The following is a 15,743-nucleotide window of genomic DNA, read 5'->3' as shown; positions in this document are numbered from 1 at the left end:
CCCGTCGGTGACCCTTCGAGGCGGTCAGGCCAGCTTCTCCAGCGTGTGCGCCAGTTCCACCGGCGAGGGCGCCTCGGCGATCTCGTCCCGGACCCGCTGCGCCGCGGCGCGGATCCGCTCGTCGCCGAGCACGGCGTCGACCGCCCGGCCGATGGCCTCCGTGTCGGCGCTGCCCGCGTCCAGCGTGATCCCCGCGCCGCTCTCGCAGAAGGTGGCCGCGTTCGGTGGGCGCTCGACCAGCGGCACGAGCACCTGGGGGACACCGAGGGCGGCGGCGGTGAGGATGGTGTGGGTGCCGCCCTCGCTGACCACGGCGTCGCAGGTGGGCAGCACCACGTCGGCCGGCACGTCCCCGGCGACGCGGACCGTCCCGGGAAGCCCGCCGAGCCGCTCCCGGTCGATCCCGCTGCCGGTGAGGACGACCTCCACGTCCCGGCCGGCCAGCGCGTCGATGATCCGGGGCAGCGCGGGCGCCTGCGCCGCCCGGGCCGCGTCGCCCGGCTCGCCCCAGCTCACGCAGATCCTCGGCCGTCCGGAACGGGCCCAGGCCCACTCCGGCGAGGGCGCCGCACCGTGGTAGGGGATGTGGCGCACCGGGATGCGGGCGTGCGCGTCCGGCACCTGAACGCTGCCCGGCCACGGGTCGATGCTGCCGGCCGAGTGGTCGTTGTGGATGGCCACGCCGAACTCCTCGTACAGCTCACGCAGCCCTTCGGGCCAGTTCGGGCTGTATTCGTCGCCGGTGATCGGCCCGTGCATCGGATAGATGGTGCGGTGCATGACGTCCGGGCCGGTGAGGTGGCGCAGCAGGGGGATGCCCAGGGACGCCGAGACGAGTGGGGCCGCGAAGGCCAGCGAGTCGGCGATGACGAGGTGGGGCTGCCAGCGGTCGGCGAACCGCACCAGGCCCGGGGCCATCTCGGTGGCCAGGTTCACCATGGGCGCGAACCGTCGGTCCAGCAGCCGGTGCCGCTCGTCGCCGGACGTGCGGGCGAGACCGGCCTGGGTGACGGCGGCGTCGTGCCTCCGCTTGCCCGTGCCGTCCCCGCCGACCTCGACCGGGCTCAGGCCGGTCCGCAGCGTCGCCTCGGTCAGGTGCGGGTGGCCGGCGACCCGCACCTCGTGCCCCGCCGCGCGGCAGGCCCACGCCAGCGGCGTCACGAAGAAGAGGTGCGGCGGGCTGGGAAACGGGATGAACAGGACGCGCACGGGGCTCTCCCCTCGGGATGGTGGTACCCCATCGAAGGTCGCCGCGCTAAACGAGGACTGAACCTCGGGCCGGCGCGGCCGGCCGACACGAACCGCTCTGCGTAATCGGCACATAGTTGCGTGATCAGCAACGTTGTGGAAACCTCACTCCGTGTCGAGACCGACATGGAAGCGCTGGTTCGAGGGGCGTGTGATGCTGAGAAAACGATCGACAAAACCTCGCGCGGCAGGCGGTGACGCGCCGCTGCCCAGGGAACTACAGAAGATCGCCGTGGTGGTCCTGGTCGGCCTCCTGCTGATGCAGCTCGACGGCACCATGGTGGGCATCGCGCTGAACACCCTCTCCGGTGAGCTCTCCGTCTCCGTGTCCACCCTCCAGTGGGTCGTGACCGGATACCTGCTCGCGCTGATGGTGGGCATGCCGATCGCGGGCTGGGCGGCCGACCGGTTCGGCACCCGCAGGATGTGGACCGTCTCGCTCGTCGTCTTCCTCGTCGGTTCGGTCCTGTGCGGCATCGCCGTCAACATCGAGACGCTGGTGTTCGCGCGGGTGGTGCAGGGCCTCGGCGGCGGCATGATGGTCCCCGTCGGGCAGGCGATGCTGATGCGCGTCGCCGGCGCCGAGCACCGCGCGCGTCTGGTGGGGCTGATGGCCATCCCGGGCGTGATCGGTCCGACGCTCGGCCCCGTCGTGGGTGGCGTCATCGTCGACGACTTCAGCTGGCGGTGGATGTTCCTCATCAACATCCCGATCGGGCTGATCGCCTTCTTCCTGGCCGGCCGCAACCTGCCCAACTTCAAGGAGGAGGCCGCCGCCGCGCTGGACGTGCTCGGCGTCGTGCTGCTGGTGCCCGGCCTGGTGGCGGTGGTGTTCGGGCTGTCCCAGGCGGCCGCCGGCGGCTTCGGCGACCCCATGGTCGTCGCGCCGCTCGTCACGGGCGTCGTGCTGATCGCCGGATTCATCGTGCACGCCGCCCGGCCGAACATCGAGGCCCTGGTGTCGATGCGGCTGTTCAAGTACAAGAACTTCGCGGCGGCCAGCGCCTTGACGTTGCTGGCGGCGCTGACGATGGGCGCCGGGATCGTGCAGCCGCTGTTCCTGCAGCAGGTGCACGGGGAGAGCCCGATGGGCGCCGGCCTGCTGCTGGTCGGGTTCGGTGTGGGCTCGGCGCTCACCTCCGTCGTGCTCAGCCGCGTGTTCAACCGGCTCGGGGCGAGACTGGTGGGCACCGTCGGCCTGGCCCTGACCTTCGTCGGAACGGTCGCGTTCACGCAGTTCTACGCCAGCACCGGGCGCGTGTTCATCGTGGTCGCCATGCTGCTGTCCGGGGTGGGGCTCGCGATGGTCACCCTGACCATGTCCACGGCCCTCTACGTCGGGTTGCCGCCGCAGCAGATCGCCCGTGCCACCGGCGCCTCACGGATCGTCCAGCAGCTCGGCCTCTCGACCGGCACGGCGGTGATCAGCCTGGTGCTGCAGATCCAGCTCACCAAGCAGACCGCCGGGGCCGACGTGAACACCCTCGCGAACGCCTACCACCACGCGTTCTGGTGGAGCGCCGGCTTCCTCGCGCTCGCGCTCGTCCCGGCGCTGCTGCTGCCCGGACGAGTCTCGGCGAGCCCGGACGCCCAGGGCAAGAAGGTGGCGGAGGCGCAACCCGCGTGACCCGGGCCGGGACGGCCTCACCGGTCTTCTCGACTTCTCGTTGATCTGAAAGGAAAACAGGAACATGAACGCGAACTCCAGCACGGCCGCGGCCGCCGGGACGCTGACGCTCGGCGGTGACCTGCCCGTGCACCGGCTCGGCTTCGGCGCGATGCGGCTGGCCCTGGGCGGTTCCGTGCGCGACCCCGAGGCCGCCGCCGCGGTGCTGCGCAGCGCGGTCGACAGCGGGGTGAACCACGTCGACACCGCCGGCTTCTACGGCTTCGGCGACCTCTACGCGCACGACGTCATCCGGCAGGCGCTCTTCCCGTACCCGGCCGATCTGGTGATCGCGACCAAGGTGGGCCCGGTGGTCGAGGGCGGCGTCGTGCCCACCGCGGAGGCCAAGCCCGACCAGCTCCGCCAGCTCGTCGAGGAGGATCTGCGTCGCCTCGGCGTGGACCGCCTCGACCTGGTCTATTTGCGGGTGGGCGGCGCGACCGCGGCACCGGGCGGCGTGTCGATCGGTGAGCGTTTCGCGGCCCTCGCGCAGCTTCGCGAGGAGGGCCTCATCCGGCATCTCGGGGTGAGCAACGTCGACGCGGCGCAGCTCGCCGAGGCGCAGGCCATCGCCCCGGTCGCGGCGGTGCAGAACCAGTTCCACGTGCACTTCCGCGGCGACTCCGAGCTCGTCGCGCAGTGCGCGAAGGAGGGCATCGCGTACGTGCCGTTCTTCCCGGTCGGCGGCGGTGGCGCGCCCATCGACCACGACCGGCTCAAGGTCGTCGCGGAGCGCCACGGAGCGACGACCCGGCAGGTCGCGCTCGCGTGGCTGCTCGCCGTGTCGCCGGCGATCCTGGCCATCCCCGGCACCAGCGTGCTGGACCACCTCACCGAGAACATCGCGGCGGCCGGCCTTGCCCTCACCGACGAGGACATGGCCGCCCTGTCCGAGTAACGCGCCACGCAGGGTCACGCCTGCCGGAACTCCCGATCGATCAGGTCCATCAGCTCGTCCGCCGAGGCTGCGCCGATCATGGCGCCCTCGGCGGCGCGCTGTTCGGCCTCGTCCAGCGCCCCCGGGCGCACGGCCAGCAGCCGCAGCCGGTGGTCGATCAGGTCCCGGGTGATGTCGTCGGGAAGCGCCGCCAGGGCCGCCTCCAGCTTGTCCAGGTGTTCGAGGACGGCCTCCGCGGGTGACGGCTGCGGCGGGACCAGGCGCTGCCGCACGTAGTCCGCGAGAGCACCCACCGTCGGGTAGTCGAAGACGAGCGTGGCGGGCAGCGGCAGACCGGTCGCCCGGCGGAGCCGGTTGCGCAGTTCGAGTGCCGTGAGGGAGTCGAACCCCAGGTCCTGGAACGGGCGGTCGGTGGCGATGTCGCCCGGCGACCCGTGCCCCAGGACCGCGGCCAGGTGGCCCCGCAGCACCTCGACCGTGACGGCCCGCTGCTCGTCGTCGCCGCGTCCGGCCAGGCGGGCCGCGAGGTCCGGCTCGGCGCTCTCGGCCCGGCGGCGCGGCACCCGGACCAGGTCGTGCAGCACCGGGGGCAGCGCGTCGGCGACGGCCTGGGCGCGCAGTTCCCGCAGGTTCAGCCGGGCCACGACGGCGGCGGGCAGGCCGGCGTCGAGGGCCCCGTCGAAGCAGGCGAGCGCGTCGCCGGTGGGCAGCGGGACGAGCCCACGACGAGCCGCGCCGGCGTGCCTGGCCTCGTCGAGTCCGCCGGTCAGGGCGCTCCTCTGCTGCCACGGACCCCACGCCAGGGACACGGCCGGGAGGCCGAGGGCGTGACGGTGCCGGGCGAGCGCGTCGAGGAAGCTGTTGGCCGCGGCGTAGTTGGCCTGGCCCGGCGCGCCCAGGACGCCCGCGGCGGAGGAGAACAGGACGAACGCCGAGAGGTCGAGGTCCCGCGTCAGCTCGTGCAGGTTCCAGGCAGCGTCGACCTTCGGGCGCAGCACCGTGTCGAGCCGCTCGGGGGTGAGGGACCCGACCGTGGCGTCGTCGAGCGTCCCGGCGGCGTGGACCACGCCCGTGAGCGGGTGCTCGGCGGGTATCGCCGACAGCACCCGGGCGAGCGCGGCGCGGTCCCCGGTGTCGCAGGCCGCGACGGAGACGCTCGCGCCGAGGCTGGACAGCTCGGCCGCCAGCTCGGGCGCGCCCGCCGCGTTCAGGCCACCGCGGCTGACCAGCACGAGATGCCCGACCCGGTGTGCGGTGACGAGGTGCCGGGCGACGAGGCCGCCGAGGGTGCCGGTGCCTCCGGTGATCAGCACCGTGCCGCCGGGCCGGAAGGCCGCCGCTGCCGCAGGCCGGGCGTCGGGCCCGCCGGGCGTGTCGTCCGCCGCCGACCACCGGGCCAGGCGAGGCACGTACACCCTGCCGTCGCGGACCGCAGACTGCGGTTCCCCGGCCGCGACCACCGCGGCGACCGCCTGCTCCGTCGCGGCGTCGTCCACGTCGACGAGCTGGAAGCGCCCCGGGTTCTCCGCCTGCGCGCTGCGGACGAAGCCCCAGACGGCGGCCGCCGCGAGATCCGTCACCGGCTCCTGCTCGGTGATGCCGGCCGCGCCCCGGGTGACCAGGGCGAGGGACGACCCGGCGAAGGCGTCGTCCGCGAGCCACTCCTGCACCGTGTGCAGGATCCGGTGCGCGGCGAGGTGCGCCCGCGCCGCCGGATCGGCTGCCGCGTCATCCGGGACGGACACGACCACGACCGGGGGCGCCGGGGCGTCGCCGGTGAGGGTCGCGCGCAGGTCGTCCAGGGTCGCGTACCGCGGGGCGGTGAGCCGGTCGACGATGCTCTCCCCGACGAAGACCAACGGCGGGGCGGGGGCCGCCGACGCCGTGGCCTCGGCCCACCGCCACCGCAGCATCGGCGTGCGGTCGCGGGCCGCCCCGGCGAGGTCGCCCCGCAGGGGGCGCATGCGCAGCGCGGCGATCCGCCCGGCCGGCCGGCCCTCGGCGTCGGCCAGGTCCAGGCTGACCGCCTGGTCGGCGGACGACCTGATCCGGACGCGCAGCGCCCTGCCCACGGTCGCCTCCAGCGAGAGCCCGGTCCAGGAGAACGGCAGCAACGCCGCGCCGCCGGACACCTCCCGGGCGCGCGTCGGATCGGCCATCAGCGTGTGCAGGGCCGCGTCGAGCAGCGCGGGATGGACGCCGAACCCCTCGACGTCCACGTCCTCCGGCAGGGTCACCTCGGCGTACAATTCGTCGCCGCGCCGCCAGGCCGCCCGCAGGCCCTGGAAGGCCGGGCCGTAGAGCTGGCCCTTGGCGAGGAACCGGTCGTACACGGCGTCGAGGTCGAGGCGATCGGCGTCCGGCGGCGGCCAGGCCGCCAGCCCCTCGGCGGGCGGCGGCGCGGTGGCGGTCAGCGCGCCGCTGGCGTGCAGGGTCCAGTCCGCGTCCTCCTCCTCGGAGTCCGGCCGGGCGTGCACCGTGAGCTGCTGGGTCCCGTTCTCCTCGGCGGCGACCACCAGTTGCACCCGCACCCCGCCCCGCTCGGGCACCACCAGCGGCGCGAGCAACGTGAGCTCGTCGACGGCGGCGTCGCCCACCGTGTGGGCCGCGTACAGCGCCAGCTCGACGAAGGCCGTTCCCGGCACGACCACCACGTCCTCGACGCGGTGGTCCGCGAGCCAGGGATGGGTACGCAGCGAGAGCCGGCCGGTGAAGATCCGCTGACCGTCCGCGGCGACCGACAGCCCCGCGGCGATCAGGGGATGGCCGGTGTCGTCCAGGCCCGCCGACGTGACGTCGCCCGTCGCGGTCTCCGCCTTCAGCCAGTAGTGGCCGCGTTGGAACGGGTAGGTCGGCAGGTCCAGCCGGGCGGATCCGCGGGGCAGCACCGTCGTCCAGTCCACCGGCGCGCCGTAAACATGGGCCCTGGCGAGGGCGGCCAGCACCTCCCGGACGCCGTCGTGGTCGCGGCGCAGCGTCCCGCCGACCTGGCCGGGGCGGCCGGCGCGCTCCAGCGACTGCTCGATGCCCACGGTGAGCACGGGATGCGGGCTGGCCTCGACGAACAGGTGGTGGCCGGCGTCGAGCAGGGCTTCGGTCGCCGCGGCGAACCGGACGGTGTGGCGCAGGTTCCGGAACCAGTAGCCGGCGTCCAGCCCGGTGGTGTCCACCAGCGCGCCGGTGAGGGTCGAGTAGAACGGCACGGTGCCGGCGCGCGGCTGGACCGGCGCGAGGGCGTCCAGCAGCTCGTCGCGGATCGCCTCGACGTGCGGGCTGTGCGAGGCGTAGTCGACGGGGACGAGCCGGGCGCGGACGCCGTCGGCCGCGCACCGGGCCACGAAGTCGGCCACGGCGGCGACGTCGCCGGCCACCACGCAGTCGTGCGGTCCGTTGACCGCCGCGAGATGGACGTCGCCGGCCTCCGGCAGCCGCGCGGCGACCTCCTCCTCGGCCAGGGACACCGAGGCCATCGCGCCCAGGCCGGCGATCCGGGTGAGGATCCTGCTGCGCAGCGCCACGACGCGGGCGGCGTCGTCGAGGGACAGCGCGCCGGCGACGTACGCGGCGGCGATCTCGCCCTGGGAGTGCCCGACGACCGCGTCCGGCACGACGCCGGCGGCCCGCCAGAGCGCGGCCAGCGACGTCATGACCGCGAACAGGGCGGGCTGGACGACGTCCACGCGGCTCGGGTCGGCCGAGCCGGGCACGCCCCGCAGCACGTCGAGCAGCGACCAGTCGGTGTGCCGGTCGATCGCGTCGGCGCAGGCGCTCAGGTGCTCGGCGAACACCGGCGACTGCGCCAGCAGGTCGAGCGCCATGCCCGTCCACTGCGAGCCCTGCCCGGGGAACACCAGGACGGTCCGCGCGGGGCCGGCGGGCGTCCCCTCCCGGACCACGGCGGGATGCTGTTCCCCGGCGGCCACGGCGTCCAGCCCGGCCAGTAGCTCGTCCCGGTCCCCGCCGAGGACGACGGCGCGGTGGTCGAACGTCGTCCGTGCCGTCGCCAGGCTCCAGGCCACGTCGACGGCCGGCGCGCCGTCGTGCTCCCGCACGTACGAGGCGATCCCGGCGGCCTGCTGCCGGAGTGCGGCCGGGGTCCGCGCCGAGACGAGCCACGCGAGGGGGGCCGGGCCGCCGTCGGGGCGGCCGGGCGACAGGGCGGCCGGCGTCGTCGCCTCCGGCGCGGGCGCGGGGCGGCCGTCGGCGTCCGCCGGCTGCTCCAGGATGACGTGGGCGTTGGTGCCGCTGATGCCGAACGCGGACACCCCGGCCCGCCGGGGCCGCCCGGTCTGCGGCCACGGCGCGGTCTCGGTCAGCACCGCGACGCCGCTGTCCGTCCACTCGACGTGCGGGGTGGGCGCGTCGACGTGCAGCACCGCGGGAAGCAGCCCGTGCTCGATCGCCTGCACCATCTTGATCACGCCCGCCACCCCGGCGGCCTGCTGCGTGTGGCCGATGTTGGACTTGACCGAGCCGATCCACAGGGGAGCGTCGTCGGAGCGGGCACGCCCGTACGTGGCGATGAGCGCCTGCGCCTCGATGGGATCACCGAGGGTGGTGCCGGTGCCGTGTGCCTCCACGGCGTCCACGTCGGCGTGGCCGAGCCCGGCGTTGGTCAGGGCCTGGTCGATCACCCGCTGCTGGGCGGGGCCGTTCGGGGCCGTCAGGCCGTTGCTGGTGCCGTCGGAGTTGACCGCGCTGCCCCGGACGACCGCCAGCACCCGGTGGTTGTTGCGCCGCGCGTCCGACAGCCGTTCCACCAGCAGCAGGCCCACGCCCTCGGAGAAGACGGTGCCGTCGGCGGCGGCTGCGAACGGTTTGCAGTGGCCGTCGGGCGCGAGGCCGCGCTGCCGGCTGAAGCCGACGAACACGCTGGGCGAGGGCATCACGGTGGCCCCGCCCGCCAGGGCGAGGTCGCACTCGCCGTTGCGCAGCGCCTGCACGGCCAGGTGCAGGGACACCAGCGACGAGGAGCAGGCGGTGTCGACGGTGACGGCGGGTCCTTCGAGGCCGAGCGCGTAGGCGATGCGGCCGGAGGCGACGCTGCTGGACGCGCCGGTCAGCAGGTAGCCCTCGACCGCCTCGGCCGCCCGCGACGCCCCGCCCGGGTATCCGTAGGAGGTCATGCCGACGAAGACGCCAGTGCGGCTGTGCCGCAGCGACTCGGGCCGGATCCCGGCGCGTTCGAGGGTCTCCCACGCGGTCTCCAGGAGCACCCGCTGCTGCGGGTCGGTGCCGAGCGCCTCGCGGGGGCTCATGCCGAAGAACTCCGCGTCGAAGTGCCCGGCCTGGTCGAGGAAGCCGCCCCGGTCGACGTAGCTGGTGCCGGCGTGGTCCGGGTCGGGGTGGAAGAGCTGGTCCAGGTCCCAGCCGCGGTCCTGCGGGAACGCCGACACGTGCTCGCCGCCGGAGACCACGACGTCCCAGAGGTCCCTCGGCGACCGGATGCCGCCGGGGAACCGGCAGGCCATCCCGACGATCACGACCGGATCGCCCGCCTGTCGCGTGGTCGCCGCCCGGGTCGTGGCCGTCCGGTCCTGCCCGCTCACCCGCTCGTGCAGGTGGCCGGCGAGCGCCGCCGCATGGGGATAGTCGAAGATCAGCGTGGCGGGCAGGCGCAGCCCGGTCTCGGCGTTGAGGCGGTTACGCAGCTCCACCGCCGTGAGCGAGTCGAACCCGATCTCCTGGAACGGACGCCGCGGGTCGATGGTCTCCGGCGCCGGGTGGTTCAGGACGGCGCCGACGTTGTCGCGGACGAGATCCAGCAGCAGGGCCCGCTGCTCCGCCTCGGAACGGCCGGCCAGCTCCCGCTGGAGCGCGCCCTGGCGGGCGGCGCGCCCGCCGACCTGGCGGCGGGCGGGGTGCAGGAAGCCGCGCAGCACGGCCGGGGCCGACCGGGTCTCGGCTGCCGCCCGTACCGCAGCGAGGTTGATGCCGGCGGGGACCAGGTCCGGCCGGCCGCCGCCGAGCCCGACGTCGAACAGGGCGAGGGCCTCGGCGTCGGACATCGTGGTGAGCAGGCTGTGCGCGACGGCGTGCCGCTTGTCGTCGAAGAGCTCGGCGGTGATGCCGCTGGCGCTCTGCCACAGCCCCCAGGCGAGCGAGACCGCGGGCAGGCCGCGGGCGTGCCGGTGGGCCGCGAGCGCGTCGAGGTAGGTGTTGCCGGCCGCGTAGTTGGCCTGGCCGGGGTTGCCCAGGGTGCCGGCGAGCGAGGAGAAGAGCACGAACGCGCTGAGGTCGTGCCCCGCCGTGAGCTCGTGCAGATGCCACGCCGCGTCGGTCTTCGGTCGCAGCACCGGGTCGAGCTGCCGGGGCTCCAGGACGGTGACGGCGGCGTCGTCGGTGACCCCCGCCGAGTGGACGACGGCGGTGAGCGGGTGCTCCGGCGGAACCTCGTCGAGCAGCCGCCGCAGCTCCTCGCGGTCGGCCACGTCGCAGGCGCGGACGACGACGTCGGCGCCCAGCCCGGCCAGCTCGGCCTGCAACTCCGCCGCGCCGGCGGCCTCGACGCCGCGCCGGCTCACCAGCAGCAGATGCCGTACGCCGTGCGCGGTGACCAGGTGCCGCCCGACCGCCGCCCCGAGGGTGCCGGTGCCGCCGGTGACCAGGACGGTGCCGTCGGCGTCGAGCGGGCGCGCGACGGTGAGCACCAGCTTGCCGGTGTGCCGGGCCTGGCTCATCAGCCGGAACGCCTGCGGGGCCTGCCGGACGTCGAAGGCCGTGACCGGCAGCGGGGTCAGCGCGCCCTGCGCGAACAGCCGGCCCAGGTCGGTCAGCATCCGCTGGACGTGGTCGGGGCCGCTCTCCACCGTCTCGAAGGCCCGGTACGCGACGCCGGGATGCCGGGCCGCCACCTCGGCCGGATCACGCACGTCGGTCTTGCCCAGGTCCAGGAAGCGCCCGCCGCGCGGCATCAGCCGCAGCGAGGCGTCCACGAACTCGCCGGCGAGCGAGTCGAGGACGACGTCGAAGCCGGCCCCGCCGGTGGCGGAGCGGAACCTCTCCTCGAAGGCCAGGCTCCGGGAGTCGCCGATGTGCTGCTCGTCGAAGCCCATCGCGTGCAGGGTGCCCCACTTCGGGGCGCTGGCGGTGGCGTAGGTCTCGGCCCCCCAGTGACGGGCCAGCTGCACCGCCGCCATGCCGACGCCGCCGGTGGCGGCGTGGACCAGCAGCCGCTGCCCGGGCCGCAGGTCAGCGAGGTCACGCAGGGCGTAGTAGGCGGTGAGGAAGGCGACCGGCGCCCCGGCGGCCTGCACGAACGTCCAGCCGGCCGGCACGCGGGTCAGCGCCCGCCGGTCGGCGATCGCGACCGGCCCGACGGCGCCGTCGCTGAACAGCCCCATCACCGCGTCGCCGGGGGCCAGGTCCGGCACGCCCGCGCCGACGTCGAGGACGACACCGGCGGCCTCGCTGCCGATGAGCGCCTCGCCGGGGTACATGCCGAGCGCGATCAGCACGTCGCGGAAGTTCATTCCGGCGGCCCGGACCGCCACCCGCACCTCGCCGTCGGCCAGCGGCTGCCGGTCGGCGGCGCAGGGCTCCAGGACCAGGTTGTCGAGGGTGCCCGGGCCACTGCTGGACAGCCGCCACGCGGTGGCGTCGGCGGGCGGGACCGCCATGGCTTCGGCGTCGGCGTGGATCAGGCGGGCCGCGTACGCCTCGCCGTCGCGCAGCGCGAGCTGCGGCTCGCCGGAGGCCAGGGCCGCCCGCAGCCGCCGCAGCGAGCTCTCCCGGCCGTCCACGTCCACCAGGTGGAACCGGTCCGGCTGCTCCAGCTGGGCCACGCGCAGGAACCCCCACGCCGGTGCGGCGGCCAGGCCGGTGACGTGGTCGTCGGCGCGTGCGGCGACCGCCCGTTCGGTGACGACGACCAGCCGGCTGTGCTCCAGCCGTTCGGCGGCGAGCCACCGCCGCACCAGGTCGTGGACCCAGTGCGTGGTCGCGTGGGCCCCCGCGGGCGGGTCGGCGTCGTCCGGCGGGGCGGGGGCGAACGCGACCACGGTGCCCGGGACCGGCGCGCCGGCGTCGATCGCCGGCCACCAGGACTCGGGATCGGTGACCACCCGCAGGCCGCCGAGCCACTCGACGGGATGCGGCGGCGCGCCGAGGACGATCCAGTCGCCGTCCTGCCCGGCCTCGGCGCTGCCGGTCACCGGCTGCCAGGAGAGCCGGTAGAGCGAGCCGCGCCGGGCGGCGACCGCGGCGGTCCGCCCGGCGGAGAGCGGCCGTACGGTCAGCGCCTGCACCGACGCGACCGGCAGCCCCGACTGGTCCACGACGGACACGCTGACGGTGTCGGTCCCCTCCGGGCGCAGCCGGACCCGCACGGCGGTGGCGCCGACGGCGTGCACGGACACGCCGCGCCACGCGAACGGCAGCCGGGTCCGGCCGTCGTGTTCGCCGCCGGACAGCGCGGTGGCGTGCAGCGCGGCGTCGAACAGGGCGGGGTGCAGGGCGAACCCCTGGGCGTCGACGTCGTCGGGCAGCTCGACCTCGGCGTACAGGTCGCCGCCGAGGCTCCAGGCGGCGCGCAGCCCGCGGAAGACCGGGCCGTACGCCAGGCCGATGTCGCCCAGCCGGGGGTAGACCTCCGTGGTGTCCAGGCGGGTCGCGCCGGCCGGTGGCCACGCCTCGACCGGATCGGGCGTCGGGGCGGCCTGCGGGAGCAGGAGGCCGGTCGCGTGGCAGATCCACGGGACGTCGTCGGCGTCCGGGTCGTCGCCCTCCGGCCGGGAGTGGACGGTGACCGGGCGTTCCCCGTCGGCTGCGGCTGCACCGACCAGCACCTGGATCTGCACCGCGTCGCGTTCGGCCACCACCAGCGGCGTTTGCAGGGTCAGCTCGGCGAGTTGGCCGCAGCCGACGCGGTAGGCGGCGTGCAGGCCCAGCTCGACCAGGGCGGTCGCGGGGACGATCACCTCGCCGTGCACGGCGTGGTCGGCGAGCCACGGGTGGGTACGCAGCGACAGCCGGCCGGAGAACAGGTGGCCGCCCCCGTCGGCCAGCATGGTCTCGGCGGCCAGCAGCGGGTGGCCGGCCGAGCCCAGCCCGGCCGACCGGACGTCGCCGCCGGTCTGCGTCCCGTCGGGCCAGTACCGGTGCCCGGCGAAGGGATAGGTGGGCAGGTCGACCGGGGTCACGTCGGGCCCGGGAAGGACGCGCGCCCAGTCCGGGGCCGCGCCGTGGACGTGGGCCTGGGCCAGGGATCGCAGCAGCCGGCCCGGGCCGCCGTGGTCGCGGCGCAGCGTGCCGTGGGCGGTCGCCGGCGTCCCGCTGTCGTCGATGGTCTCCTGCACCGGCGTGGTCAGCACCGGGTGCGGGCTGACCTCGACGAACAGGGTGTGGCCGTCGGCCAGCAGGGCCCGGACGGCCGGTTCGAGCGCGACGGGCTGGCGCAGGTTGCGGTACCAGTAGGCCGCGTCGAGCGAGGCCGTGTCGGCCGGCGCGGCGGTGACGGTGGAGTAGAACGCGATGTCGGCCGCGGCCGGGGTGATCCCGGCGAGGGCTTCCTCCAGCCGTTCCCGCAGCGGCTCGACGGCCTCGGTGTGCGAGGCGTAGTCGACGGGGATCACCCGGGCCTGCACCCCGTCGGCCTCGCAGGCCCGGACGAGGTCGCGCAGCTCGTCGGGGGGCCCGGCCACCACGGTCGACCCGGGCGCGTTGACCGCGGCGATGCTCAGGCCGCCCCGGCCGGGAAGCTGGAGCAGCCGCTCGACGTCGGACGCGGGCAGCGGCAGCGACGCCATGCCGCCCGTGCCGGCCAGGTCGAGCAGCAGCCGGCTGCGCAGCGCGACGATCTTCGCGGCGGCGTCGAGGGGCAGCGCGCCGGCGATGTGGGCCGCCGCGATCTCCCCCTGCGAGTGGCCCACGACCGCGTCCGGCTGTATTCCGGCGGCCTGCCAGACGCGGGCGAGTGACACCATGACGGCGAACAGGGCGGGCTGGACCACGTCCACCCGGTCCAGGGCGGGCGCGCCGGGGACCCCGTGCAGCACGTCCAGCAGGGACCAGTCGGTGTGCGGCGCGAGCGCGTCGGCGCAGGCCCGCAGGTGCTCGCGGAAGACGGGACTGCTCTCGGACAGCTCGACGGCCATCCGCTCCCACTGCGAGCCCTGCCCGGGGAAGACGAACACGGTCCTCGCCGCCGTGCCGTGCCCGCTCACCACGGACGCCGCCGGCTTGTCGTCCGCCACGGCGGCGAGGCCGGCCAGCAGCTCCCCGGCGGTGTCGGCGACGACGGCCGTACGGTGCTCGTGGTGCTCGCGTTCGAACGCCAGCGCGTGGCCGATGTCGGCGAGCCGGTCGGCGGGCTGGGCGGTGGCGAACTCCAGCAGCCGTGCGGCCTGCCGGCGCAGGGCCTCCTCGCTCCTGGCGGAGAGCAGCCAGGGCAGCGCGCCGCCGGTGAGCACCGGTCCGTCCGGGGCCGCGCGGCCCGGGGTCTGCTCCGCCGCCGGCCGGGGCGGTGCGGCCTCCAGCACCACGTGGGCGTTGGTGCCGCCCACGCCGAACGATGACACGGCCGCCCGGCGCGGACGGCCGGTCTCGGGCCACGGCCGCGCCTCGCGCAGCAGGCTCACCTGCCCGGCGTCCCAGTTCACGTGCGGCGTGGGTGCGTCGATGTGCAAGGTGCGCGGCAGCAGGCCGTGCTGGAGGGCCAGCACCATCTTGATCACCCCGGCCACGCCGCCCGCGCCCTGCGGGTGGCCGATGTTGGACTTGACCGAGCCCAGCCACAGCGGCTGGCCCGTGGGCCGGTCCTGCCCGTACGTGGCCAGGAGCGCCTGTGCCTCGATGGGATCGCCGAGCGTCGTGCCGGTGCCGTGCGCCTCGACGGCGTCGATGTCGCCGGGGGTGAGCCGGGCGTCGGCCAGCGCGAGCTCGATCACCCGCTGCTGCGACGGGCCGTTCGGCGCGGTGAGCCCGTTGCTGGCCCCGTCGGAGTTGACCGCCGACCCGCGCAGCACGGCCAGCACCCGGTCGCCGTCGCGGTGGGCGTCCGACAGGCGGCGCAGCATCAGCATGCCGACGCCCTCGCCCCAGCCGATGCCGTCCGCCGCCGCCGCGAACGGCTTGCACCGCCCGTCCGGCGCCAGGCCGCGCTGGCGGCTGAACTCCGTGAACCAGGCCGACGTGGCCATGACGGTGACGCCACCGGCCAGCGCCCGGTCGCACTCGCCGTTGCGCAGCGCCCGGACGGCCAGGTGCAGCGCGACCGCCGAGGTGGAACAGGCGGTGTCCACCGTGACGGCGGGGCCTTCGAGCCCGTACGCGTAGGCGATCCGCCCGGACATGATGCTGGCCTGCGTGCCGGTCAGCACGTAGCCCTCGACCTGCGCCAGGGCGGGCAGCAGGCTCATGTTGTAGGTCTGGCCGATGCTGCCGACGAACACCCCGGTACGCGTGCCGCGCAGCCGGGCCGGCGGTATCCCGGCCCGCTCCAGCGTCTCCCAGGTGACCTCCAGCAGCTGGCGCTGCTGCGGGTCCATCGCCAGGGCCTCCCGCGGGCTGATCCCGAAGAACTCGGCGTCGAAGCGGTCGGCGTCGGCGAGGAACGCGCCCTCGCGGGTGTAGCTCTTGCCCACCGCGTCGGGGTCGGGGTCGTAGATGTCCTCGATGTCCCAGCCGCGGTCCGTTGGCACCCGGGTGACGGCGTCCCGCTCGGCCACGAGCAGCTCCCACAGCTCCTCGGGGGAGCCCACGCCGCCGGGGAAGCGGCACCCCATGGACACGACCGCGATCGGTTCGTGCCCGCGGTCCTCGACCTCCTGGAGACGCCGGCGGGCCTGGCGCAGACCGGTCGTCGTCCGCTTCAGGTACTCGCGCAGCTTCGCCTCGTTCGCCGTCGGGTCGAGCTCGGCCGACTCAGAACTCATCCATGCCTCGCACGGGACTCGAAATGATTGCATAACGGCGTCGCGGTGGGCGGTCGCC

General features: G+C 75.3%; 4 protein-coding genes. 2 read left to right on the top strand and 2 right to left on the bottom strand.

Going from position 1 to position 15,743, the window contains the following annotated elements; translation table 11 throughout:
- Window positions 1-24: 24 nt before the first annotated feature.
- Window positions 25-1,209: a nucleotide disphospho-sugar-binding domain-containing protein gene (locus ACFYWL_RS23955; RefSeq protein ID WP_386976504.1), complete on the bottom strand. Its 1,185-nt coding sequence runs from the start codon at window positions 1,207-1,209 to the stop codon at window positions 25-27.
- Between the two features lie 193 nt (window positions 1,210-1,402).
- Between ACFYWL_RS23955 and ACFYWL_RS23950 the strand changes: the two genes are divergently transcribed.
- Both ACFYWL_RS23950 and ACFYWL_RS23945 read left to right on the top strand, forming a co-directional pair.
- Entirely contained in the window at window positions 1,403-2,875 is a 1,473-nt protein-coding gene (locus ACFYWL_RS23950) for an MDR family MFS transporter (protein ID WP_386976501.1), read from the top strand.
- A 64-nt stretch (window positions 2,876-2,939) separates the two neighbouring features.
- Entirely contained in the window at window positions 2,940-3,812 is an 873-nt protein-coding gene (locus ACFYWL_RS23945; protein WP_386976498.1) for an oxidoreductase, read from the top strand.
- 14 nt (window positions 3,813-3,826) lie between these two features.
- On the opposite strand, the gene ACFYWL_RS23940 is transcribed toward ACFYWL_RS23945, so the two are convergent.
- Window positions 3,827-15,685 carry an SDR family NAD(P)-dependent oxidoreductase gene (locus ACFYWL_RS23940; RefSeq protein ID WP_386976495.1) on the bottom strand — a complete coding sequence of 3,953 codons (11,859 nt, stop codon included), beginning with the start codon at window positions 15,683-15,685 and terminating at the stop codon, window positions 3,827-3,829.
- Between the last annotated feature and the right edge of the window lie 58 nt (window positions 15,686-15,743).

Source organism: Micromonospora sp. NPDC002575, from assembly GCF_042889525.1.
GTDB lineage: Bacteria > Actinomycetota > Actinomycetes > Mycobacteriales > Micromonosporaceae > Micromonospora > Micromonospora carbonacea.
The sequence above is the reverse complement of the archived record's forward strand: the minus strand, read 5'-3'. Positions and strand labels throughout refer to the sequence as shown.